The 26,257-nt window shown below is 33.8% G+C and carries 18 protein-coding genes and 7 pseudogenes; 4 read left to right on the top strand and 21 right to left on the bottom strand.

The genetic code is table 11. The features are described 5' to 3' along the window. Positions 1–11: 11 nt before the first annotated feature. Positions 12–869: a peptidoglycan-N-acetylglucosamine deacetylase gene (locus ACEWFJ_RS10340; protein WP_473691998.1), complete on the top strand. Its 858-nt coding sequence runs from the start codon at positions 12–14 to the stop codon at positions 867–869. Between the two features lie 37 nt (positions 870–906). Here the strand turns inward: ACEWFJ_RS10340 and ACEWFJ_RS10335 are convergent. The 12 genes and pseudogenes from ACEWFJ_RS10335 to ACEWFJ_RS10280 form a co-directional block, all read right to left on the bottom strand. Next, positions 907–1,328, bottom strand: a pseudogene (locus tag ACEWFJ_RS10335) (YfmQ family protein). Positions 1,329–2,140: 812 nt separating this feature from the next. After that, positions 2,141–2,428, bottom strand: a pseudogene (locus ACEWFJ_RS10330) (type I glutamate--ammonia ligase); the annotation flags it as partial. A 23-nt stretch (positions 2,429–2,451) separates the two neighbouring features. Beyond that, a pseudogene (locus ACEWFJ_RS10325) lies at positions 2,452–4,253 on the bottom strand (ABC transporter ATP-binding protein). Between the two features lie 13 nt (positions 4,254–4,266). After that, positions 4,267–5,452, bottom strand: a pseudogene (locus ACEWFJ_RS10320) (nucleotidyltransferase domain-containing protein). Next, positions 5,445–5,925: pseudogene (locus ACEWFJ_RS10315) on the bottom strand (lasso peptide biosynthesis B2 protein). The pseudogenes ACEWFJ_RS10320 and ACEWFJ_RS10315 overlap by 8 nt, the downstream one beginning before the upstream one ends. Positions 5,926–5,963: 38 nt before the next feature. Beyond that, the gene (locus ACEWFJ_RS10310) at positions 5,964–6,257 is read right to left on the bottom strand and encodes a lasso peptide biosynthesis PqqD family chaperone (RefSeq protein ID WP_473691996.1); all 294 of its coding nucleotides are present in this window, start codon (positions 6,255–6,257) and stop codon (positions 5,964–5,966) included. Continuing rightward, entirely contained in the window at positions 6,258–7,190 is a 933-nt protein-coding gene (locus ACEWFJ_RS10305; protein ID WP_473692430.1) for an aldolase, read from the bottom strand. A gap of 87 nt (positions 7,191–7,277) precedes the next feature. Beyond that, a pseudogene (locus ACEWFJ_RS10300) lies at positions 7,278–7,400 on the bottom strand (paeninodin family lasso peptide); the annotation flags it as partial. A gap of 16 nt (positions 7,401–7,416) precedes the next feature. Continuing rightward, the gene (locus tag ACEWFJ_RS10295; protein WP_473691994.1) at positions 7,417–9,354 is read right to left on the bottom strand and encodes a lasso peptide isopeptide bond-forming cyclase; all 1,938 of its coding nucleotides are present in this window, start codon (positions 9,352–9,354) and stop codon (positions 7,417–7,419) included. 429 nt (positions 9,355–9,783) lie between these two features. Then, positions 9,784–10,128: a S24/S26 family peptidase gene (locus ACEWFJ_RS10290; protein WP_473691992.1), complete on the bottom strand. Its 345-nt coding sequence runs from the start codon at positions 10,126–10,128 to the stop codon at positions 9,784–9,786. Further along, positions 10,115–10,321, bottom strand: coding sequence for a PqqD family protein (locus ACEWFJ_RS10285; RefSeq protein WP_473691990.1), 207 nt, complete (start codon positions 10,319–10,321; stop codon positions 10,115–10,117). Before ACEWFJ_RS10285 ends, ACEWFJ_RS10290 begins: the two co-directional genes overlap by 14 nt. Positions 10,322–10,382: 61 nt before the next feature. Beyond that, positions 10,383–11,177 (bottom strand): hypothetical protein, encoded by a 795-nt coding sequence (locus ACEWFJ_RS10280; RefSeq protein ID WP_473691988.1) that lies wholly within the window; start codon positions 11,175–11,177, stop codon positions 10,383–10,385. A gap of 593 nt (positions 11,178–11,770) precedes the next feature. Here ACEWFJ_RS10280 and ACEWFJ_RS10275 point away from each other — a divergent pair. The 3 genes and pseudogenes from ACEWFJ_RS10275 to ACEWFJ_RS10265 all read left to right on the top strand — a co-directional run bounded on the left by ACEWFJ_RS10275 (position 11,771) and on the right by ACEWFJ_RS10265 (position 15,078). Beyond that, a complete protein-coding gene (locus tag ACEWFJ_RS10275; RefSeq protein WP_473691986.1) occupies positions 11,771–11,977 on the top strand; it encodes a hypothetical protein in 207 nt (68 codons plus the stop codon). Between the two features lie 360 nt (positions 11,978–12,337). Further along, positions 12,338–13,933, top strand: coding sequence for an ABC transporter ATP-binding protein (locus ACEWFJ_RS10270; protein ID WP_473691984.1), 1,596 nt, complete (start codon positions 12,338–12,340; stop codon positions 13,931–13,933). 255 nt (positions 13,934–14,188) lie between these two features. After that, a pseudogene (locus tag ACEWFJ_RS10265) lies at positions 14,189–15,078 on the top strand (nucleotidyltransferase family protein). 420 nt (positions 15,079–15,498) lie between these two features. Here ACEWFJ_RS10265 and ACEWFJ_RS10260 read toward each other — a convergent pair. The 9 genes from ACEWFJ_RS10260 to ACEWFJ_RS10220 form a co-directional block, all read right to left on the bottom strand. Beyond that, positions 15,499–15,843, bottom strand: a complete 345-nt coding sequence (locus ACEWFJ_RS10260) for a helix-turn-helix domain-containing protein (protein WP_473691982.1) — start codon at positions 15,841–15,843, stop codon at positions 15,499–15,501. Between the two features lie 541 nt (positions 15,844–16,384). Continuing rightward, positions 16,385–17,536, bottom strand: coding sequence for an aminotransferase class I/II-fold pyridoxal phosphate-dependent enzyme (locus tag ACEWFJ_RS10255; protein ID WP_473691980.1), 1,152 nt, complete (start codon positions 17,534–17,536; stop codon positions 16,385–16,387). An 11-nt stretch (positions 17,537–17,547) separates the two neighbouring features. Next, positions 17,548–18,183: an acetyltransferase gene (locus ACEWFJ_RS10250; RefSeq protein ID WP_473691978.1), complete on the bottom strand. Its 636-nt coding sequence runs from the start codon at positions 18,181–18,183 to the stop codon at positions 17,548–17,550. After that, entirely contained in the window at positions 18,180–18,794 is a 615-nt protein-coding gene (locus ACEWFJ_RS10245; RefSeq protein ID WP_473691976.1) for a sugar transferase, read from the bottom strand. The genes ACEWFJ_RS10250 and ACEWFJ_RS10245 overlap by 4 nt, the downstream gene beginning before the upstream one ends. Before the next feature lie 129 nt (positions 18,795–18,923). Further along, positions 18,924–19,076 (bottom strand): YwzD family small protein, encoded by a 153-nt coding sequence (locus tag ACEWFJ_RS10240; RefSeq protein WP_473691974.1) that lies wholly within the window; start codon positions 19,074–19,076, stop codon positions 18,924–18,926. A 112-nt stretch (positions 19,077–19,188) separates the two neighbouring features. Beyond that, on the bottom strand, positions 19,189–20,238 hold the full coding sequence (gene galE, locus ACEWFJ_RS10235; protein ID WP_473691972.1) for a UDP-glucose 4-epimerase GalE: 1,050 nt from the start codon (positions 20,236–20,238) through the stop codon (positions 19,189–19,191). A 152-nt stretch (positions 20,239–20,390) separates the two neighbouring features. After that, the gene (locus tag ACEWFJ_RS10230; protein WP_473691970.1) at positions 20,391–21,440 is read right to left on the bottom strand and encodes an acyltransferase family protein; all 1,050 of its coding nucleotides are present in this window, start codon (positions 21,438–21,440) and stop codon (positions 20,391–20,393) included. Positions 21,441–21,647: 207 nt separating this feature from the next. After that, a complete protein-coding gene (locus ACEWFJ_RS10225) occupies positions 21,648–24,146 on the bottom strand; it encodes a right-handed parallel beta-helix repeat-containing protein (RefSeq protein WP_473691968.1) in 2,499 nt (832 codons plus the stop codon). Positions 24,147–24,666: 520 nt separating this feature from the next. Beyond that, positions 24,667–26,208, bottom strand: coding sequence for a lipopolysaccharide biosynthesis protein (locus tag ACEWFJ_RS10220; RefSeq protein ID WP_473691966.1), 1,542 nt, complete (start codon positions 26,206–26,208; stop codon positions 24,667–24,669). Positions 26,209–26,257: the final 49 nt, after the last annotated feature.

The raw sequence follows: 26,257 nt of genomic DNA, 5'->3' as shown, positions 1-26,257 counted from the left end.
GTATTTCAATCATGTATTCTTTTTATCCCCCCAAAGTGGTATTTCCCTTTCAGGGCACTCCCTACAATCATATTTCGCCTTGTGTTCTTCCTTCAATGGTTTCATATTCATCAATTCATAACCCATTTTATCCTTTAGATTATATGAAATCAGTTCCTGTTTCATCACAAGCCCCGTTTCCTTTTCAGATTCAATCCAAGGAAGAAGCAACGAGAGGATCATGGACTCCTTTTCCTTGGGTTGAAAAATATGCATACGCTTTTTCAGGACCTTATAATAAATCCGAAGTGGCTCTCACGTTTGATGACGGTCCCGATCTCTTATATACTCCACAAGTGTTAGACAAATTAAAAAAACATAGTGTAAAAGCTACATTTTTTTTGCTAGGTGAAAATGCCGAAAGATATCCTGAAGTTGTAAAACGAATCGTTAACGAGGGACACATCGTGGGGAATCATACTTATAACCACCCTAACTTGGCAAAAATAAGTGATGAGCAATATCATGAACAAATTTTAAAAACAGAAAACATATTACAAAAACTAATAGGATATTCTCCGAAACTAATCCGTCCGCCTTATGGCATTATAAATGAAGATCAAGTTAAGTGGGCTACTGAACAAAACTTTATGATTATTCAATGGAGTGTCGATACATTAGATTGGAAAGGGTTAGACGCTGAGGAAATTACCAACAAAGTATTAGGGAATACTTTCCCTGGAAGTATTCTCTTGCAACACTCTGCACCAGGTGGGAAACTACAAGGTTCTGTAAATGCCCTTGACCGATTTATTCCTGACCTTACATCTAAAGGCGCACGCTTTGTAACTCTTCCAAAAATGTTTAATACTTCAAAACAAAGAAAATAAAATTTCTATTTAAAAAGGACCGTCTTTGACGATCCTTTTAAACTACATCTCCCGTTACTAACATAGGACTTTTTTGAAGGCTATCGGAACGAAGGCTATACGCAACTACTTTCTTCTTGTTCTGTTTGAACACATCAACGTGATCGTTGTAACTGTATATAGAAAACCTAACGTCTTTTTTGCCCCTCTTAGCATCAATGACCAATGGAGTCCCGCTGCTCTGTGGAGGAAAATAATATTTCTCTAAAAATAACGCTTCGTTAAAATGATTAATAACTTGAATTTTATCTTCACCTTCTAAGCGTTTTCCGTCGATGGTTACGGTGACAGCAGCTTCATTAAGTTTTGGATGCAATTCAAATTTGCTGACAAACGATTCCACAACAGAGGTTGGAAGACTCGTCACTATTAATTTAATAGCAAAAAAAGAATCAACGAAATTATAAACCAGGTCGTCATATTGTATCATCTCCGTTACATTCTAAAATAATATTATTACATAACTCATATTTTGGATCAGCCGATAGACATATAAAAATAGGGCATAATAACACATTATTTACCAACTGCTTACAATTTCTATATTATCATAGTGCATATAGTCAATTTGTGTACATTATGTGAAACTTGTTAAAGTTATGAGGAAGTATCAACGGCAAATGAGGATCCTAACTAAATCTTTTCATTCTTATAATACAGTATAAACTCACGTAGAAAAACACTCTTTCAGGTGTCTAAAAAATATAATTTATCGTAAGTTATCGCGAATCGCTTTTAGGAGTTTCGCCACATGTTCATCAACCTAATGAAAACAGGTACCCCCCATTACGAGAAAATTGATATCTATTGAAGTAAATGATAAAAGTAAAATTTAAATGATTAAACTCTATTTACTTTCATAAAACTAACAAGCTTGTAAAATATTTGTTAGTTCATTCCCCTATCATTATACTTACTAACTCTATAATACTAATTTCTGCTATATACAGAAATGAAACTATCTTTTCTTCTACTATAATAAAGAACATAAAAAAAGGATCATCCACTCTTCTCGCATCATATACAAGGCTTGTCTTATAATCTGTCCAAATACCTAGAAATGCACCAATAGTAATTGAACTACCCCCACCTACCGCTTCGCGCTTGAGGTGGGGGTCTTCTCGCCAGATATGATAAAACATCAATTCACCAAGAAATTTTTTCAGCCTTCAGCACACCATTTTTTGCAACCAAAAACCCCTAATACCTTATGTATCAAGGGGTTGAAACTCTTAATAAAGAGTCATATATTGATCGCGTTCCCATTGGTGAACTTGTGTTCTGAACATATCCCACTCAATTTCTTTTGCTTCGATGAAATGCTCAAGTAAATGATTACCTAACGCACCGCAAATGATTTCATTTGATTTTAATTCATTTTGTGCTTGTGCTAATGTAGCCAGTAAGTCAATGATGCCTGCTTTTTTACGTTCTTTTAGTGTCATCACATAAGTGTCACGATCTACTGCAGGTGGTACCGCTAGTTTATTTTTAATTCCGTCAAGACCTGCTGCTAATAAATCACCTTCACTTCTTCCTATCTTTAGACACTAATTTCTGTCTGAGTTCCTAACAGTTTACTAAACATACCTCTTTTTTCTTTTGCCAATTGGATAAAGGCTCCTTTTTGAACGATTTCTCCCCCATCTAATACAATCACCTGATCGGCATTTCGAATCGTTGATAAACGGTGAGCAATAACGATAATGGTCATTGTTCCCTTTAACCTTTCTAGTGCAGCTTGAATTTTCGCTTCATTTTCCGTATCTAACGCACTCGTTGCCTCATCCAAAACGAGAATTGAAGGTTTTCGTAAAATAGCCCTAGCTAGTACGAGTCGCTGTCGTTCCCCTCCAGAAAGTCGGACTCCGCGGTCTCCAATGAATGTATCAAGCCCTTGCGGAAGCCTCCTTACAAATTCAGCTGCTGCTGAAAATTCCAGCGCCTCCCAAATTTGTTCTTCGCTTGCATCCGGTTCAATCATTAACAAATTTTCTCTTATACTTGCATTAAATAGAAATGGATCCTGTGGTACATAACTAATGGACCTTCTTAATGACAATAAATTATCACTTGTGAGAGGAGTACTATCTATTAATACTTGTCCTTTTTCCGGCTGCATGAGTCCCATTAAAATATCAATCAATGTACTTTTTCCAGCACCCGAACGTCCGACAATAGCTGTCATACATTTAGATGGAATTTGTAAGTTAACATTTTGAAGAGCATATAAGGATTCTTTTTGATTGTAACGGAAATATACGTTCCGGCATTCAATCCCTTTTTCTATAGACATTGGTTTTACATGTTTATAACGTTGTTCTATATCTTGCAATTCCGCTGCTTCCTTGCATTCCTCCTGCAATTCTATTAAGGATTTAAAAGCTGGAATACTCGCAGCAAGTTGTTCTAAATTGGACTGAATGCTTGTAAATCGCGGCCATAGCCTAGAGAAAATAAGAATGATTAACAATAATTGCTCTGATTCGGCATGAAACAACGTCACAGATAAAAAAATAAAAACTACAATTAGAACAGCCAATGAAATTTTATAAAAAAGCTGAGAAGCTGACCTTATTTTCATGTATTCAATTTGTTCGTCAGTCATTTTTCTCGTTAAGGAGCGAAACCATATTAACTGTGACCCTTCTAAAGTATTACTTTTTATATCTTTAATCCCATTAAAATGGTCTGTTATACCTGAAAGATAACTTTGTGCTAACTCAGATGTTTTGCTCCCTAGTATTCTAGCTCTTTTAATGAAAATACGAGAAACGATTGAAAAGAACAAACCACAAAATAAAACAAATATAGTTATTTGAATAGATAACCAGAAAGCAATGCAAATCTGTATGAAGGTAAAAACGATAGAAGCTAAAAGCTGCAAAACAAGATTAATCCCATAGCTGACACGTGCTAATTCTGAAGTTAATGCATTTATAAGATCAGTTTTCCTTTTTTCTAGAAAAAAACTCCACTTCACCTGCAAAATAGCACTATAAATATCCAATCTTAACTGCCGAGTAAAGCCTTGTTGAATTTTCACATCTCGAATGGTTAAATTTCTTTGTAAAAGGTTTTGACTAACGACTACTAAAATGTATATACCTAGAATAAAAGATAAACTAGTTGCCTTAGGAACTTCCTGCAAAAATTTAAAAATAAACGAAATAGGAGAATCCTCTCCCCCATATTGACAATTCCACTCATACTTATCATAGGAATTAATAAAAGAAGTCCTATACCTTCAAGCAAACTAATCAAAACCATTCCAAAAAGATTCACATAAAGAATTCTTCCTGAAAAAGAATGCAATTGCTTCATAAAATATAAAATATGTTTCATTTTTATCCCCCCCTTATGTTAAAGCGTGTTTCCTTGTTTTCCTCCAGAAGCATAAAAAAGGACGTAAAGGAAAATACAAAAAGTGAAGGGGTTTAGGTAGTGGTAACGTTTTAGCGTCAATGGGATAAGGATAAAGATAACTCATAATAAATAAAAACTTTTGTCGATTTGACATTAATGAAAATAAATGTCGACTGTGATACGCAGCTACTTCATCTGGAACAGGATCTGTATGCAGATTTATCATTTGTTTAATATAAAATAGCGCATCTTGCGCCAATTGTCTTGACCGTCTCTGATTTGTCAACATTTTCATTTCTTCCGTAATTCTTGTATCTAAGAGCTCCGCAGCAAGAACTAGTGCTTGTCCTCCTACATGCCCGCATTGATATTTTTTAAATAATTCGTTAATTTTTTTCCAATTGAGCTCTTGCTTCATCATTTGGTTTATATCTACTAACCAACGCAGTCTTGACCATCCATGACGTGCACCATGAGAAACAAGAAATAGAAACAAGTCCTCACTTCCTAATAAGTACACAGGATAACTCGTAAGTGTGCTTTTTCGTTTTTGTTCCCACAATTCCTCAAAACTTGGTTCCTTTCCAGGACCAGGATTTAGCCTCCAATGAATCTCAAGTTTAATTTGCTTTTGAGGATGGAAAAATGTTATATGATGATGCCTCCATTTCCAATCATTTAATATCGTTTGAATATACTCATCTTTCACGTAACCCTGCTCTAAAAGAAGGTTTTCCGCTTCTTCTAGCTTATGAATAGGAATCAGAATATCCAAATCACAGGATGTCCGCAAAGAGATATCTCCATATAGATCATAAGCAAGCACTGGTCCTTTTAAAAAAGGGTACGAATCTCATTTTCGGTAAACAGTTTACTTACTTGTTCCATTTCAGCACTTAAATGCAGCATTTGAAACGTATTTTTTTAAACCATCGATACAGAGTTTGAACAACATGTGAAGGAATCAATTTTTCATCTATCTTTTTCACCTTTGAATAAATCAATGAATAGACGCGATGATGCATTACTAGTTCAAGAAATTTATTCCAATCAATGTCTATAAACCATTTATCGCTGTTCACTGGCATGACATCGTCATCTTTCAATTTCAAAACTTCAAGCAAGAATTTTAATTCCTTAGACATAAATTCCACATCGATACTAAAATCATTACTCATTGTATTCTCCTTTAATAGTTTCCTCGCTTATCCTCTTTGCAAATTTTCCAACGACAGTAAATTTCTCCATTCCTTCCGATCCAGTAACATAAAAAGGACCGCTACGTAACCAGGCATGCGCAATCAATTTTCCATTATCATCTTTAGCAGTTCCTAAATAAAGAGTACTTTCAATTTGACGTTTCTCGAGCATCTTCATCCCAGCTATCGCCTTAACAAGGCATTGGCTTTCCCAAAACGTATAACGGCTCATAATATGTATGGCATGGGACACATTCTTTAATACCTCTCTGTGTAACTGAATGTGAGTAAAAGGTGTTTCATTCATGTGATCGCCTAAAGAAGGTGCAACTTTAGAAAATGGTATACTTTTAAGAACACGAGCCCACCTAAAAAATAAAAGCCTCTAAAAATAAAAGCTTTGTTTTCGTATTCAATGATAAAAATATCCTTAACTTTTTCACAATATTCATGAATTCCTTCCTAACAAATCTAGTAAAAAGATATAAAACTAATCTTCAATATGAATTAAATTCTCTTTGAATAAAAGCTCTAAAAAGGAAAGAACTTGTTCTTCACACTCTATCCGTTCTACATTATAATCGGATATTAACGTAGTAACCAAACGAGTAACCGTGATTGGCTCTTCAATAAGATCCCATATTTCTCCTCCCATTTCACCCAAATTGTAGTACTTTCCTTTTTGAACATTCAACATTACTTTTTCTCCATCCATATCGCTAACGATGTTTCCTTTACTTTGTACAACCTGGCACTCTAAGGAAATCTTTTGAGCATTAATCATCTATATTCCTCCTTTATTTAAAGAACTTAAAATGAGAGACACAAGTTCGTGAGCTGTAAATCTTGAAGTCGGACGTTGTAATTGGAACAGATCAATTTTATTTACCATATTTGCAGAATTTGCAAAATGCCATTCCATCAATCCTAATCGTGGGATTAAAAAGTTGCGAAATGTATGCCGAAATAAGGTGTGCAAACGCTCAAGTCCTTCAGTTCGAAGAATTTCAATGCTCTCATTCTCCGTTTTAACTAGTTCAATCACACCTGCGAGAGGTAGTGGATCAGCAAAAAATTGGGAAGATACAGGTACAGCATACTTCGTTTCTCTTTCAAACAACGGACGATAGTGTGTTGCTTCCATTCCAAATTCATTTAGGCTTTCCTGCCATAACTTTTGCTGCGGATAAGACGGCATAACAAATGGAGAATTTTCATATGAAAGGGACACAGCAATCACATCATCACTTAAAAGCTGATATCCTTTACACAAAAATGCTGAAGCAAGAGTTGATTTTCCAGCCCCTGAATCACCTACCAAAGCATAAGCCTTTCCATCAATGGCTATTGCACTTCCATGTAATGGGAGTATTTTTCTCTGCATTAACAATGTACCCATACAAGTTCCGAGAAGATAAAGCCGTATTTTATCTTCTTCCACCCCTGGCATAGGTGAAAAAATAATTTTCTTTCCTTCTTGTATAGAAAATATAGCAGTATGAGGGACCTGAAACATCACTACATTTTCTTCAACAACAAACCTTTGTTGTTGCTCAGCAGTATATTTACGCCATTGTCCAGATAAATCGGCAATTTCAATTGTGATATCTGCCATATCCTTCTGTTCACTCATTTGAGGTAATTCTGGTAGAGGAATTTCACTTACTATTCTTAATCCGAAAGCTTTATATGCCGCATTTCTTACGGTATTTATCATCATGTTCACTCCACATTTTCAACAAAGTTATTTTTAAAGCCCTTATATGGTTTCAAGCTATATAAGGGCTTTAAAATTTTTCATAATTTAGCTATACTTCACAGGATCATCAGGATCAGGCTGAACTGCGTCGGGAACCTTATGTCCAGGTCCAGCCATAGTCATGTTCATATCAAGCACTTCTAGTACTGGTTTTTGCCACTCTTTTTCATGGTATCACCCCCTTTCAAGTAAAGTTTTTTATAAACCGATAAACGATTAGACTACGCATTAAAATTCTAAAGTCTAAATCAAACGCGTATTCTGGCCGCGGTTCCTCTCGAATCTTTGAAATTGCTGCTTTAATTACTTCTACATTTAGAAATTCAGAGATTACTGGATCTGTGCTAAGGTGTTGAAGTTCCTCAATAAATTTATTCCAAGCAGGAGCCATACGATACACTCCATCTGCTCCCTGAACACCTCGAACCCGTTGGTTTAACCTAACCTTATCAGGCAGATAGTTTTTTGTTGCCCTTCGAATAAGCGCCCGATCTAAACCATTTTGGACATATTGCTCTTCCGGAACTGATAAACAAAATTGAATCATTCGTAAATCATTCGTTGGATCACGATCCCATAAAGAGTAACGTAGAGATAATTTTGTTCCATACGTCCCATTTATACTCCAATAATACAATTGCTCAAACTGTTGCTGTTTCATATCATATGCAGTTGAAATAGAGGAACCAGTCATATCAATATCATGCTCTTTGAGTTTATCTAAAACATTCATTTTTTTTGCAAATTCCGGATTGATTATTACTGGAAAAAGGCATTGCTCTTCAGATGAAAATACCTGATTTAAAAATGGAAATGCCTTTTTTCTTACTACTGCGAAGACTCTCGATTTTTTTACCCCTATGTTTCTACTATATAAATGCAGCTCACGGAAAAAGCGAATCCAACGCAGCCTTTTCAAAAGCATAGCTTGATAGTCTAAAACAGGGCCCCATGATACTGTCCAATTACCTCTTTGTCCACTCAGAAGTACACCTATTCCTTGCTGATGTGCTTCTTCATAAACCCCCTTTAACCAAAAAGTATTCTCAAAAAATTTATATGGCATCTCCAATGTTTCAAGCCAATCATCAACTTCTGATAAGGGACTTCTTCCTGCAAAATCCAAATAGTGATCCTTTATATTTCCTACATGCTGTACAGTCGATTGAATAAAAGGTCTTTCATCAGCTACTCTACCTTTATGTGTCCAATCTACAAAGCCCTCTACCGGGACATAACTAAACGTATGTAATTTCTTATTCTCCTTGCGTAAATCTCCTGAAGCAAAGCTAACAACAGAACCTGAATCCAGTCCTCCGCTCAAATGAGCTCCTACTTGATGGTGCGTGCGTAAACGTGCCTTTACCGCATTTTGATATACCTCTCGAAATGCTTCTTCATATTCTTCATTTGACTTGAGCCGGAGCATTTCTCCAGCAACCGGTGTGTAATACCTCAAAAGTGTTACTCTGCCGTCCTTCACCGAGATAATATGTGAAGGAGGTACCTGTTCTATATGTTTATAGACTGTTAAAGAAGGATCTACCGATTCGAAATTCACTGGTATGGCTAAAAATTCAGCAAGCCATTGCTCGTTCAACGTCTTCTCGATATATGGTAAAGTAAATAACGGCTTTATAAGCGTACAAAAAGCAAATCGTTGCTGGCCACGATAATAATAGAGAGTCCGACTCCCAGAAAAGTCCCTTGCTCCAAACAGTTTCCGGTTTCTCTCATCCCAAATCATAAAAGCAAAATCGCCTACTAAATACTTAGGAGTTTCTTCCCCCCACTTTTGATAGGAGAGCAAGATTAATTCGCTGTCTGTCATCCTTTTTCTATCGGCATAATCCACTTGTAGCCTTTCAAATAACTCATCACGATTATCAATAATAGCATCTGCCGTAATCGCTAATTGTCTTTCGTAATCATAAAAAGGCATTTGTTCACCAATGGACTCTGGTGTAATCCATTGTGCGTGACAACCGAGGAAGACGTTATCTTTGTGCCATATTTGAACATCATCAGCAGGATATTTTTGCAAATCCTTCATTAATCTTGTACCGTGCTCAATCGATATAGGCTCATCATTAAAATGTAAAATCCCTGTTATAGCACTCATTTTTTCCTCCCGTTATGCAACAAGTAAATAAAAGCCTATTTAGATAAATAACCGTTAATATGTGGTTGAATTTCTGCATTGTGTGACGTTGTTTTTGTTCTTTTTAAAGAACTAAAGTTTTTTATTCAGTAGATTACCAATTAAATTCTACGAATTAATATTACTATCTACTTTTTATTATATAGTTATTTTGTTCTATAAAAAGAACTTATATAAGATAAAATTATCACTTTACCTTTTCTAAGTCAATTAATAAACGGAATTTTTAGATAATATTTTCTCAAGTATTAAGTTCATTATAGTGAACTTTCTATTTGCTCCATATTCTCAATCTTGTCCGTAAGTCAAGATATTTTTTACAACCCCTTGGCAAACTAGGGAAGGTTAAGACAATACCTCCCCATAATTGAGCTATGAAACCTTGAGAATTCAGTTGAAATTTCTTTTTTTAATGAAAACTAACTTCCCTATTAATTGAGATTTTTTTATAGGGGAATCAACAGAAATATTCGTATCTCCCTTACATACATAGTAAAGCACACCCTTTTCAACAAAATTATCGTAATATCTGTGCCCTATTAACTGTCCTTGATTCGATACAAATAGTAGAACTTCACCTTTTCTTACTTCCTTACTCCCTAAAGGGATAAACCTACAAATATCCCCCTCTTTAATCAGAGGATACATGCTGACTCCAGAGGAAGGAATATCAACCCATCCTTGCTTTTGAAGCAAATATTTTATACCTGAAACTGGAAGGCTATGCTCTTTCATCCTGGATTAAACCTATCCCTTTTAATTCTTCTAGAAAAACCAATGCATCTGATCTTGCTGTATTTAAATCAACATCGTAGTTATCTGCAATATTACAAATGATGTCTTCAAGCTCTCTTTGTCCTCTTACTTCCTCTAGAATATAAGCACCGATAGCATTTACTTTTGTTACCGTAAAATTTTCTGTATCCATGACAATCCACTCATTATCAATTTCTACAATATTTATGTTTTTTTACATTCGTACTTTAGATTCATGATATCATCTCCCAAAAGCTATCATTTTTTTGAAAATACATATTGTAAACTGGAATTTTTTCTACTAATTGTTTACACATATCCAATAGTTTTGCTGTTTCTAAAGAGTCATGGTGCCAATAAAAAATTTTATCCATTATTCCTAACATAGCGTCTGACTTTTTCACTGGTAAAGCTTTCACATCCAACGATTGAATTAGAAGATAAATTGACGAAAGATGACAAGATTGATGAACATAAGATGTCGTTAATTCACTTCGAAATGGAGAATCAAACACTTTAATTTCATTCTCATCTATTTTCACAATAGTGGCTTCGTCAGATAAAAGCGGTCTAGGGGCTGATAACTTAGCAACTGTCGATTTACCTGATCCCGATTGACCACTAAATAGATAAGCTTTTCCTTGATGATCCACACAAGATGAATGAATTAACAGTCCCCAACGATTATGAACGATAAAAGCGCTATATAGATTATGTAAAGCGTGTTTTAAAGCTAGTTCATCATAAACTGAAATCGTTGCTTCATTATATACACTGTTAACATCTATGAGATAATCAGCACGTCGGTACGTAATCTTGTCTGAATCAGAACAGATTTCTACATGATAATCCACAAAAGGAACTCCATAATTGTCTTCAATACGAATAGATAAATTCGGTGAGTTAATTTTTGCAACATGATTTCCTTCAGCAATTTGAAAATGTGTTTTTATCCAATCCATTAACTTTTCAGATGTAGAATAGATTGAAACTATATGTTCTCCTATTTGAACTAATATATTTTCCATAGCATGAACTCCTATATTTCATATTGGTTTATACGTGTGACAAAATTTTAATTCCTTTAGTAAAAACTTACATCTAATTCGTTAAGATGAACAACAAACTTCACTTTGTTCTATATAATGAATTTATTTTCATTTTAAACACCGATATTCTGTTTGTAAATATATTTTTATATGATTCAAAATAGATATAGCTACTGAAACATTCTATGCTATCCCTTACTCTTTTCAACTTAGAAACTTACAAAATTCCCATATGGTTTGTATCCTTTTTTTAGTCCCTTCATTTCTTTTTTTAATCTAGTACCACGAATAAATCCTCTATTTTGCAGTAATGAAATACAAGTATAAAGTGAAACTTCCATCAATGGGTGGTTTTTCATCCTCATTGATGAAAAGTATGACAAAGCGGTACATTCCAGTAGTATCTATTCCACATATATTTCCTTTGATTCCTGACAATCTTGATATGGGAAATAATTACTTATTAATATAATAAAAAATTTAGAAAATATCATTTTATGTATCTTTACTTCGCATCTCTCGTTCTTTATAATGAACAACAAGCGCTACATTTTATTTTAGGGGGTAAAACGATGAAGACAGAGAATCAAAATAGAAAAAAATCCTATTCTCGTCCTATGGTATTAAGCAGTCAACCTATTCGCTTTGAAACCGCCCAAAGTTGGAACAAAGGGCATGGTAATGTAGATCACCCAGGAAATGGAAATGGAGGAATACACTATCCAAATCCTCCATACACAGGTCCGCGTCCTGGGAATGGCGGCGGAAAAGGCAATTAAATAGTAAATACATGTTAGCCAGAGCGTTCATTGTAATCTTACAATTGAAGTCTCTGGCATAAACATTATCAATTTTCATATCTATGACAGAGAATACATTTTATAAAAAAATATAAAATTAGAGGTTCATATGATCGGACGAAAAAAACAGGCGATATTAAATACAATGAAACAATACTTTACAATGGAAGACATACAAAAAACCTTTTCCTTATTAAGGCCTTATATTATGAGACATCGCACAGCATATATGGTTCTTCTTTTCTTGCTATTTATTGATATCTTCCTTACTTTAACGTTCGCTTGGCTCTTTGGAAATATTTTGGACGCAGCTGTAAGAAGCGACTTTCAGCGTATAAAATGGCTAGTTCCGCTAGCATGTATCCTAACATTCATGAGTATTACGTCAGTTTTTTTGATACTTACTTCGAATCTGTTGCAACAAACGGTGTGAAAAGAGATTTAAAAAAACAGTTATTTAAACATATATTACTGCTCCCTGCCAAAGATGTTTCTAACCTCCGTTCAGGAGAATTATTATCTCACTTTACTAATGATATTCATAATATTAATGGAGTTATAGGAAGGAGTCTTATTAACTTGATTAGACTTCCTCTTATTTATATTACTGTTTTTATTTATTTAGTTTATATCAATTGGAAATTAGCGTTATTAAGTGTATTAGTTGCGCCTCTCGCAGCACTAGCAGGTGTCGTTTTCGGTCTACTACTTCGGCGAAACAGTCGACTCATACATAGCCTACTAGGTACTATGAATAACCTGCTTAACGAAACTTTTCTTGGCTTCTCTGTGATTCGTTCGTTTACAATGGAAAAATTGCTATATAAAAAATTCACCAAGCAAAATCAACAGCTATATTCTCTAGAATTAGATAACACAAAACTAGGTGGATGGTTTTATGCAGGCGGCCAAGCTGTTAGCTCCTTCACATTTCTTATTAGTCTCTGTTTAGGGGCATATTTTGTTTCAGATGGAGTCATGTCAGTAGGTTCCTTATTAACCTTTATCAATCTAGTTAATCATTTAGTATATCCGTTAACAGGACTAGCAGGTCAATGGGCAGGCTTCCAAAGATCAATTACAGCTGTAGAAAGGCTCCTAAAGATTTTGGAATTACCAACTGAATCTACGGATGTAGCAACCTATTCCCCAGCTAAACCGGTAGTAAAGTCACTCCAGTTCCAAAACATCACGTTTAGCTACAATGAACAACAAATAATATTGAATCATTTTAATTTACAGATTCATGCGGGGAAAGTAACTGCAATTGTCGGTTTAAGCGGTGCAGGGAAAACAACTCTATTTAATTTACTGCAAGGTTTTTATAAACCGCAATCTGGCTGCATTTTGATTGATGATATGCCAATTGAAAACCTCTCTCTTTCTGAACTAAGAAGTTCAATTGCCCATGTTCCTCAGGAAACCTTCCTTTTCGGAGGAACAATAAGGGAAAACCTTCTATTAGCGCGTCCAGGTACTACTATTACTGAGGAGGAAATGATTGATGCCGCAAAAGCTGCTAATATTAATGAGTTTATTCTATCTTTGCCGAATGGATATGACACAGAAATTGGCGAAAGAGGTATAAAACTGTCCGGGGGACAAAAACAGCGAATTGCCATAGCAAGAGCCATATTAAAAGATGCACCTATTCTCTTGTTAGATGAGGCAACATCTGCACTAGACAGCAAAACTGAACAGCAAGTACAAACAGCTTTAGATCGATTAATGATGAATCGAACGACACTTGTCATCGCACACCGATTATCAACGATTCAAAATGCTGACTTAATTATTGTAATGGACGAAGGAAAAATTGTGCAAACAGGCTGCCATGAGGAACTCGTAGTAAAGGACGGACTATATCGTAACTTATATCATATGCAAGTTTCTCAACAGTTAAAAGAAAACAATACTATAACTTTAAATGCTTAAATTGACATTGACCTAATGTAGAAAGGTGCTGAAATCCTTGATTATTCATTTGATACAAGCATTATATAATCCACAAATTCCTGTACCAACTGACGAAGAATTTTATAAACAAGCCATGGGGGATATTGAGTTTTTTGAAATTCACTCCCAAATTTATTATTTATTAAAACAACAAGGGATACTTAATCAGACACCCCTTTTTTTCAAGAACAGTTAACTCAAAAATACAACGAGACATTATACCTAAATTTATTCATTAAAAATCAAATAGAACAAATCCTAAACAAATTTGAGGATATTGAAGTTGATGTTATTCCACTTAAAGGTGTGGTATTCGCTGAAAAATATTTTGGTCACATAGGCGCTAGATCGACATCAGATATTGATTTGTTAATCAAAGCACCCGATTTAAAAAAGCAATTGATTGCATAAAATCGCTAGGATTTACAGTTGAAGAAGAATATATCCCTTCTCATTTCCATTGTAGCCTTAGTAAGATATTGCCTGGCTCAACAATTCCGCTAACGGTTGAGATACATTGGGATCTATTAAAAGAAAACACATCCAATCTTCAAATAGAAGAATTTTGGAATCAAGCAAAGTCTTTAAAACCGTATAACCATATAAAAGAACTATCTGATTATCATACCTTTTATATGATTTGCCTTCATGGTTGGAAGCATAATTTGAATTCTTTAAAGTACTTTATAGATATGATTCAAATGATATACATGTTGCATGACAAACTAGATTATACCGTTTTATTTAAAGAAGCAGCTTCTCACAAAACTTTAAAAAGAGTCCTTAGAACTTTAGCGATCGTCTATACTTTGTTTCCACAATTAGACAATATAAAACAGCTCCCTCTCAAAAGAAAAGGAAATCTATGGTGGGAATACAACGCAATCAGAGACAGAGAATTTAAATCATTTAAGCAATACATAAATTTTGCTTACTTCAACTTTTTAGATTTTGATACAATTAAACATCGTCTGATAGCGATATACAACTGGGTACTGCCTTCTAAAATAGAACTCTCTTTCGAATTGGGATCAAATAGTAAGGAGAGGCACCTTTTCTTTGAATATGTAAGGTTATATAAAAAGAGGGGGTATAACTTTTTACACACTATATTATGTCGTTAGAGAGTTGAGAAGCAATATAAACTCTATTTTGTAAAAGCAAAACTTTCATCATTAGGGCTCCATCCTTCTGTAACCAAGGTCCGCCCAATCAAGCACACACCAGCAGTTTATTCCCCACCTAACTTCTTTGCTTTCTTCCGAACTTTGAGGTGGGGTATTACTGGTAAGATTAAAGGCAGAAAAAGCGCTTACAATTTTACATGAAATGAAGTTTACCATATTCAACCTGAAAAGATAGAAGTAAAAAAATGAGCAGAGCACTACTGTCAACATAATGAAACAACCTTTGTAAGACACGTTTAGGCGAATAAGAAATTCGGGTTATCATAAGGAGAGACCTGCAATTTCTATATGGAGATAAGTTTTGCAACACACTACATAACATAAAATCCGTAATAATAATGAAAACGAACACTTCCCTTACTTGTTTACTCCTGAATTCTGCCATTTAATGAAATCAATTAAAATTTTATATTCCCGAAGCTCCTCTTTATCAATCCCTGCTTTTTTTAATTCATAAACAAAATCAATCCACTCTCTTTCAATCTGTTGCTTTTTTTCTACATTTGTTTTCGCTTCGAGTAATGTATTGAGATCTGCCTCCAATACCAACGCTATCTTTTCCATCACTTGGATAGATGGGTTTTGGTTTATATTTCTTTCAATATTACTTAAATAGGATTTAGAAATTCCAGCCCTTTCTGCTAGTTCAGATAAAGTAAGCCCCCTATTTTTTCGAAATCGATAAATATTTTTCCCAATCATTCGTTTATACCCCTCCTTAGCCCCATTTTTTCATATCATACAATTTCCTATAAGGAAGACTAAGATTTACCCTTCTTCTAAAAACTGTTAAGATATAAAAGGCTGATGGTCATAAAGTATTTTTGTAACAAGAAACTCAATATAAAAATACGATTTTTTAAAAAGAAATGTACAATCATCATAAATAAAATTATTAAGAAATAGTAATGCAAAATAGCTAATGAGTTACACATCATTGAATACATACTTCTTTGCGCTCATAAAGTTTATCAAGGAGGTTCCGCACTATGTTTTCACTTTTAACACTTGCGTATAAAAAGACAAAGAGCAATTACCATAAGATTATGTATACTTATAATTACATTCTTTATAGAGATTGCCTTGATATTCAACTAAAGGAAAAGCTTCACAAAAGAAGAAAACATCACGAGAAGAAGATACATCCAACTACTTTTATTCGTATTTAACCCCATTTCAAAAGTAATAATTCATATAAAAGCACCTTCTGAGTGTACACATACCATTCAAAAGGTGCTTTAGTTTATAAAGCGTTTTTGATACATTGAATGACCCTTAGTTGATCCTCCTTTGTCATGTTGGAACTAGAAGGCAGACAAATCCCCATTTTAAATAGCTGTTCAGACACATGATTATTTTCGCTATGAGGATAATATTTCATCCCTTCAAAAAGCGGCTGCATATGAAGTGGCTTCCAAACAGGACGAGCTTCAATATTTTCTTCAGCCAAGGATTCCAATAGTGATTCTATAGATATACCTGCTTCTTTTTCATCAATCGTTAAAGTGGTAAGCCAACGATTCGAGCAAGTGTTTTCTAGTTCAGGCATAAAGTAAAATCCAGGTATGCTAGATAGTTCTTGGTAATACCGTTCAAATATGAATCTTCTAGCTCTCACTCTATCTTCTAACACCTCTAATTGAGCTCTTCCAACACCGGCCAATATATTACTCATTCGATAATTATAACCCATCTCACTATGCTGGTAGTGAGGCGCTAGATCCCTTGCTTGAGTTGCTAAAAACCGCGCTTTCTGTAATGCCTCAACATCATCAGAAACAAGCATTCCTCCACCAGAAGTTGTAATAATTTTATTTCCATTGAATGAATAAATACCGAATTTTCCGAATTTTCCACTTGGTTTTCCTTTATATGTAGAACCAAGAGATTCTGCTGCATCCTCAATTACAGGAACATCATATTCATTGCATAATGAAAGAATTTCATCCATTTTCGCGCTCTGCCCATATAAGTTAACAACGATAACGGCCTTTGGCAATTCCCCTTCTTTATGAGCATCACATAACGCACATTCCAATGCTCGAGGCGACATGTTCCAGGTTTCCGGCTCTGAATCAATAAATATAGGTTCAGCTCCTAAATAAACAATTGGATTTGCACTTGCTACAAAAGTAAGACTTGAGCAAAACACTTTATCCCCTTTTTGAACATCTAATAACCGCAGGGCCAAATGAATAGCAGCAGTGCCTGAACTAACCGCTGCCGCATCCTTAGCTCCAACAAAAGATGCAAGTTCCTTTTCAAATGCATCTACATTTGGACCAAGAGGAGCAATCCAATTTGTATCAAATGCATCTTGAATATATTTTTGTTCATTACCGCTCATATGCGGAGAAGAAAGATAGATTCGTTTTTTTTGTTGTGTCATTACCATTTTTATCACCCCTAGTAACTTACTTCATTGATAATTTTGGCTGGAATACCAACAGCAGTACAATTAGGCGGAATATCATTTATTACAACAGATCCTGCTCCAATAATAGACCATTCTCTGACTTTGACACTTGGAATCATAGTAGCCGCTGCCCCTATATGTGCCCCTTCTTCTATGATGACAGAACCTGTAAGTGTAACGTGAGGAGAAATATGCACAAAATTATCTACTATATTGTCGTGTTCAACGACAGAACCTGTATTTATAATGACATGATTGCCAATTTGAGTATCGGCATTTATCACTACATTGGGCATGACAACTGTACCGTTTCCTATCTTAGCACTAGGACTGACAACGGCTGTTTTATGTATTAACGTGGCGTAATAATTTTCTGACAAACACAATTTTCCAACAATTAACTTTCTAACTTTATTATCCCCTATCGTGATAACAAATTTTATTTGATTAAAATAATTCATCATTTCGTGTGCAGATGAAATCGGCCCAAAATAAATACTATCTACAATAGCTATATCTTCATATCGATCATCTAAATATCCAACGATTTCATATTCATTGTTTGATAAAATAATATCCTGTACGACCTTGCTATGACCACCTTGTCCAATCATTACAATTTTCATTTGCTACCCTCTCTTACAGCTGATTTTGCACCTGTAAAACGTTCCATTGTTACGTGACCAACTTGGTTTATTCCTTCTGATTTAAACACTTTTATTACTGTAAGAAATAATATTTTCATATCGAATAAAAAAGATTGATTATTTACATACCATACATCTAATTCAAATTTTTCTTCCCAAGTAATCGCATTTCTCCCATTCACTTGGGCCCACCCAGTAATTCCCGGTTTTACATGATGTCTTTTAGCTTGTTCATAAGAATATAAAGGTAAGTATTCCATTAATAAGGGCCGCGGTCCTACTAAACTTAGATCACCCTTTACAACATTTATAAGCTGCGGCAATTCATCTAAACTATATTTTCTAAGAAATTTCCCAAATGAGGTTAACCTAACTTGATCAGATAAGAACTCACCATTATTATCCCTTGCGTCAGTCATTGTACGAAATTTGTAAAGATAGAATGGTTTTCCATATAGCCCCGGACGTTGTTGTTTGAATAGTATAGGAGATCCTAGTTTCAATCTAATCAAAACAGCTACTACAAAGATAACAGAAGAGAAACACAATAATAAAAATAAAGAAACCACTAAATCAAAAAGTCGCTTCATTAGACCAGACTCCTAACTAAGATTCTTGTGAATGCCTTTTTACAGATAAATAATATGAAAGACTATCGTTATATAATTCCATAATAAGCCTCATGAATATTTTAAATTTCATCTCTTGGGAATATTCCGTTAATTTTTCGTATACATAATTGAAATAAGTTGCTGCTTAATTTCTTCTATTAAACATTTTACTTCCACATTTTTTGATTCTTGACCTCTTTTGTATATATGCATAAGTATCTCCTGAAATTGTTGTTGAGTTAATTTCTCAGAAACATTCATATTTAACCCTGCTTTCGTAAAATATGATTGAATATAGAAAGTTCGGCTGTTTCCAATTAAATTAGCATTTACTTTCTACTATTAAACAAAGTAAACCTCATCCATAATTATTTTATTCTGTCACACCATTTACCGTTAGTGTATCAACTTCTTCCTCATAACCATTTGGATTATTTGACTGCCATCTCCATGAATCTTCACACATTTCTTCGATTCCTTTTTCAGCAACCCATCCCAGCTCTAGTTTGGCCTTTGTTGCATCTGCATAACAAATAGCTACATCACCCGGGCGACGATCTACAATTCTATATGGAATTCCCTTACCTGATGCTTTTTCAAAGGCAGTAACCATTTCAAATACACTATAACCATGACCAGTTCCCAAATTATATGCTTCTACCCCATTAGAACCCAATACCTTTCCAAGAGCCCTCAAGTGCCCCATCGCAAGATCTACAACATGTATATAATCTCTCACACCTGTACCATCCTGCGTTGAATAGTCATTACCAAAAACGCTTAGCTCACTTAGCTTTCCAACAGCTACTTGTGTAATGTATGGAATAAGATTATTTGGAATACCACTTGGATCTTCTCCAATTCGTCCGCTTTTATGCGCTCCAATCGGATTGAAATAACGTAAAAGAGCAACGCTCCAATCATGGTCAGACACATACAGATCACGTAACATTTCTTCGATCATCTGTTTCGTGCGCCCATAAGGGTTCGTTGCTCCAAGTGAACATTCTTCAGGTATAGGCACAGATTCCGGCATTCCGTATACAGTAGCCGAAGAACTGAAGACCATCTTCTTTACACCATACTTTTTCATGACTTCACATAGTACAAGAGTACCTGTAATGTTATTATGATAATACCAAATTGGTAAATTAACCGACTCCCCTACTGCCTTTAATCCTGCAAAATGGATAACAGCATCAATCTGATTTTCAGAAAAAATAGTATCTAATGCAGCCTTATCTAATAAATCTGCCTGATAAAATAGAAAATCTTTTCCTGTAATTTCGCGAACACGATTTAAAGCTTCTGGTTTGCTGTTTGAAAAATTGTCAACTACGATTATCTCATATCCAGCATTCAACAACTCTACGCACGTATGAGTTCCGATATAGCCTGCTCCACCTGTGATTAGGATTTTCATATATTCTTTCCTCCCAAAGTTATTATCATTCTTTGAATACCCTCTTTTCCTAAAGCCTCCTAGATTCTTGCATTAAAAAACAAAAAAACAGCTCAATTCGTTTGTTGAGCTGTACACTTATTTAAAAATCTTATAGTTTAAGTGAAATAATTCTAACCAACTGCTTTTTCATTATCACGTACAAGGAAACTCTTTTTATCAATAATTCGTATTATAGGCTTATATAGGACATTTATTACATATGATGAACCAAGACAAAGCACTATCAACCAACTAAAAATTAGGATGGGATATCTAGGTGCAAATGTAAGTTCTGGAAAAATTGACATATAAAAAAACATATGGGTTAACCATATGTTTGTTGAATGATTACCAAAAAAGGTAAATATCTTTTGTATGAATCTACGCTTATTCATAAAATTGAAGAAACATATAAACGCAATAGCTGTAAAAGGCGCTATGATCATAGATTCATAAAAAGAATGGATAATTACCAACATGACTATGCCAATAACACAAAGTGTATTCTTATAAGACAAGTTGTAACACATATTGTATAGTTTCGAATATACCTTTTCTTTTGCAAAAATAGAACCAACAATAAATGGCAGTAAAGATGTACCAACCAACACCATAGCATTTACAAACGCATTTAGAACTATATAATCTCCAAAATCAAAGACATGTTTGATACGCTGAATATAACTCGCTAAATATATAACACCAAAAATGATTAACAAACTCAAGGAATTATATTTTCTGACTAATTTAGTAAGAACAGGTGCAAAAAAGACAAGAATAATATATGTTTGTAAAAACCACCATGCACCATTATATGAATTTGATAATACAAAAAAATTGAGGAAAAATTCAGCTATGCCACCTGGAAAAGATTCTGCCTTGCCAGCAAGGAATCCAATAGCAAAAAACATGATTAACACGATCCAAAAGTTAATCAGCAGCTTGAAAATACGTGTAAAGTTCTTTAATAGATTAGATGTCTGTTCCTTGCTATGCACCATAAATAATCCATATCCACTTACGAAACAATATATCGGAACGCACGCATCACCAAATAATCCTATGTAGTAAACTAAAGGCACTCCGTTAACTATTGGAAATGTCTCATACAATCCATTAACCTCTTTCCGACAAAACAAATGAAGGAGCAGCATGAATAAAATAGCTACTCCTTTTAGCATTTTCGTGTCATTTTTTGAAATCTCCGTAGCAGTTGCACTCCTTTCATGTCTATATTTTAGTTTTTATACATTCCTCCATACCTGTATATAAATGTACTATCTCCTATTTCAATAAGATTTACTTGAAAATGGTATTGGTAAGAATACAGTATGTAATATTTTAATGACCAAATTGCTTTAAATAAAAAAGCTAGAACAAAATTTATTCTAGCTTGAAATTAATCCAAATGTTTTAAATACAGCTAAGGTATCCACATATTGCCATGTTACACTACCATCCGTGGCTGTACCATTAGTATGTGAAGGTGCAATTATACCACTAGTTCCTGCTACTATACATTTATAAACTTTTCCATTACTATTCATCAAACTATTGATTGAATATCCTTTATTCGCTACCCATGCGCTGTTATTTGCCGTACCTGCAGCTATGCAAACCCATCCAACATACCCACCGGCAGTCGGAACACTATTGTACAACAATTCTCCACGACTATATTTACCGAATGTAGGCTCTGATGAAACTAGAGAAGCTAACAAGATGTTTCCTAATACATTCTTTTCTAATTGTGAATTTACATTTGTAGTGAATACAATATCTGAATTAATTTTGTTATTATTTTGTGCCACTATAAGCGTTTTTGGAATTGCTAGTGTTGAACCTGGTTTCCGATATGCACCTTCTATAGTAATAGTCCCTATAGTATTAATACCAGTATCATTGGTAGTAACAATTGTGTTATTAGAAAGATTTAAATAATTCTCAGTAAAGACCCTAAGAGTTTGCTGAGAACCAAGAGAATTAATTTTCCCATTAACTTCAAGATTATTACCCGCAATCTCTAATCTTGGGATATAAATAAATGAAACTCCCGATCCTCTTGCTTCATGGGTTGCTAGTCCATAAGATGCATCCCAAATAATTTGGTTATTCCTAAAACTATGCGTGGTATAACCTGTATTTTTAGCTAATCTCTCAATACCATAGATATCGCCTCCATCAAACCTAAAAGATTGATTTTTAATAATAGTATTTTCAACCCTCATGGATTCAGATGCCATCATACGACTATAATTAGCTACGTTACCACTATGAATAAACTCACAGTTTTCTACAATTAGATTCTTAGCTCCTACGTAATGTCCACCACTACATTCATTTGTTAAAAACTTTACATGAGAAAATATAGCATTCTCAGTTTGAGCATAACTAGCTGATGCTAGCCCCTTAGCCCTTCTAATATCAAATAACGAATCACGTATCTCTAAATTTTTGTTACTAAAACCAAATATTCCGTCTTTGTCAGGATCATCAAAAGTTAATTTGCAGTTACTAACTTTCACCGTTTCTCCACCTAAAGAAACAGTACTTTTTGAAAAAACGCAATTATCTAAAGTGGTGTTTCCTCCAGTGATACTACAAGCTTGACCAAATATAGAATCATTTCTAAATGTACAAAATGTTCCATCTGCCTCAATTCCACTTGTTATAGATTTACCTGCAATAGACCCATAATACATATTATTTACAGATAAATAGTCATCGCCACTTCCTGATAAATTAACATTTCCTTTAATTTTATTATTTTCTAAATAAACACCTCTAGTACTAACACATATAAACGCTCCAGCTCTATTATCATATATATTAGAGTTTCTAATAGTTATCTTTTGATTAGTCATATATCCATCTTCAATATCAATTCCATAACCTGGATTGCAACCTATTGAATTATTCATAGGATTGCTATTATTAAAAATTTCACAACTATCAAATGTTATAAATCTTCCTCCATTAACTGAAGCTCCAAGTCTTCTGTTTTTGTAAGATTTACAATTAACAAAGTATACATATTGTGGAATTTTGGTACACATTACATAATGTAAGTTACCATTCATTAAGTCATAATTCTGCAGAAATGAAAATCTGACTTTCGTTGTCCCTACGGGCATTGAATCTAGATATACAAATTCATAGGATCTTGTATTTTTATAACCTAAATATGAACCATTTGCTGTATAAAAATGTACCTTTATAATAGTTTTATTTAAGTTACTTCCATTCCCATATCCACCATACCCGTCTCCCGAGTAATAAAAATAACCAACAGATTTCACCAAATCTCCTGTAACATCAAAAAACTTTGTCACTGTTGTATAATTAGTTTTTGTAGTGTCTAGATTCCCTTGACTATCAATATCTCCTTTTGCAAAATCGGCCGGATGTTGCACTCCACCTATTGCAGAAAAATCCATAGATGTCACATATCCATCCCCTGTACACTCACTTACCTCACAGTCTTTTATCAAGATATTATAACATGAGTTTTTACATTCGATACCGTGACCCCATTCATGTGTACCACCACTTGAATAATCATGAGTTTCCCTATCCCCTTTTACTATAGCACCCTCTATCTTCACGTTTTTTATCCCATCGCATAACAATATATTATATTTTGTAAGATTATTAGATTCTTTTATAAATATACACTCATTAAATTTATATGTGGTATTACTACAAAGTTTCACAAAAGAGTTTTTTGCTACGAGATAAGTTCCTTTCGGTAATACAACTATTTGAAATCCATTATCTTTTGCCCATAAAATAGCATTATTCAATCCCTGTGTAGTTTCTGCCGGAGCTGTCCCGTCATTTTTAATTCCCCAACGCTCAAGTTCAATAATATAATAACCATTCCCCACTAAATACCACTCATCCTTTCCATACTTTAAAATACACCTTCACTTCTCAGTAGCAGTATATTCATTAAATTTAATTATTGTATGGATAGATGTTCTAATTTATACGAATTAAAATATACTATAAAAGTTACTTTTGTATAATTTCTACTTAACTACTCAGCCACTCTCTTTACTTTGTTGAAAACAATTCTATATCTCTCATTTCTAGAAAAGTTTGTAGTGCATGAAATACGAATTTCTCCTGTTTTCTAAGGATTCCAATTATACTTCTCACACACAAATAATTGTCAGCTTGTGACTCAATAAACGAATCACTATTATCAATCAGAAGCCTTAATTCACTTTTTTTGATATAGAGAAATGTATTTTGTAATTTGCTGGTTGGAAACTATCTGCTTTAGTTTAGCAATCACTAATGTTTGGTTAGGGATAGACGGTTTAATATCTGAAAACCGCCACGATATACACTAAATTTCTTCATAAGTGCCCAATCATATTTCCAACCCTTGAGTCATAAAAATTACTTCGCCGAGGTTAATTTTATTTTTAACCCTAATAGTACGGAACTGAAAACATTCTTTATATATTGAAATTCTTTGCTGTTAAAAAATATTAAACTGTATGTTACGTTAGGGACTATTAAACAGATCATCCCTTTTCCCACTAAAGACATAAAGCTGTTTCCTTCTATAAGAGCATTGCATATGTTTGTTGTTATAAAGCAAGTTGTAAGTGTTAGAACAGTATAAATTCCATATTTGAAAAAATATGACCAAACTGATTTCTTAAAAACATTCTTATAAACAATATACGGTTGAGTCCAAAATACAGTGGTAATTGTACTTATTGTGGTTCCTATAAATATTCCTACTAAACCAAAATAGTTCACCAAAATCAACGATGAAGTCAAGTTTATACAAGCTTCAATTAGTGCAGCATACTTATCTTGAACAAATAACCCTGCTTTATTTTTAAAAGTTGCTATCGCTGTTCTCATTCCAGTCAAATAAAAATTTATTAGTATTACAATAAATGTGATATGGTCTAATAAATATTCTTTTCCAAGCCACCAACTAATAAATGGTCCTAATAAGTTATATAAAAATATTGCACAAAATGAATAGATCCAAAAATTAACTAAGTACGCTATCTTGAATATAGTATAGCTTTTATCCTTACTTTCAGTAGCAATTAGGTTTCCTACACTAGCCCCAATCCCATTTAGTATAGGATTTACTAGGGATGATAACTGATTTATTATCATTGTATAATTAGAATAAATCCCTACCATTGCGAGACTTACAAAGGAAGATATAAGTACATTGTCTGTACCAAAGACAATATAACCACCTATATTATGCAAAAACATTGCCTTTACATTTTTTATTAAGTTTTCTTTTGTATCTTTATCTATAGAGTATTTTTCATTCGTTTTGATATATTGATATCTTTTGTTTACAATCTTGCCATTAATTATATTTTGAAGCATGTATATACCCAGTTCTATTATCAAATACAGTATATAATTTTGTGTTGAAACTAGGACTATTATTTTGGCTATAGTAGTAAATACTTGAAACATAAGGTTCATTTTAGCTAATACATATCCTCTTTGATCTGCATTTATCAAAGACCACTTATGTGCATTCAAATACGAAATTACATTTTTTGCCACAAACAGAAAATATATTATTGTAATATTTGATATTGAACTTCCATCTTTCATTAAATGATTTAAAAATGGATATATAATAATACTTATAAAAAGAACAATTATAGCTAATATTCCGTATACCTTCTTATATAATTGAACTAATGCTATTACTTTGTTTTTATCATTCTCTGCTAGTGGCTTATACAAGTTGTATACTATGCTTGCTCCTATCCCACCTTCAACTAATGCCAGCATAGACAGAATATTAGTTAATAAACCATCGATTCCTAGATAATTAACCCCTAGACTATCTAGAAAAACTTTTCTTGATATAAAACCTAATATTATAATAATTATCTGAGAGAATATACTTATATATATATTCTTTATTGAATGTGTCGTTCTCATAATTAATCCCCTTCGCAACCTAAGATTGGTTACACTAAGAGTTGAGATA

The organism is Bacillus sp. EA-CB0995 (assembly GCF_055814245.1).
The sequence above is the reverse complement of the archived record's forward strand: the minus strand, read 5'-3'. Positions and strand labels throughout refer to the sequence as shown.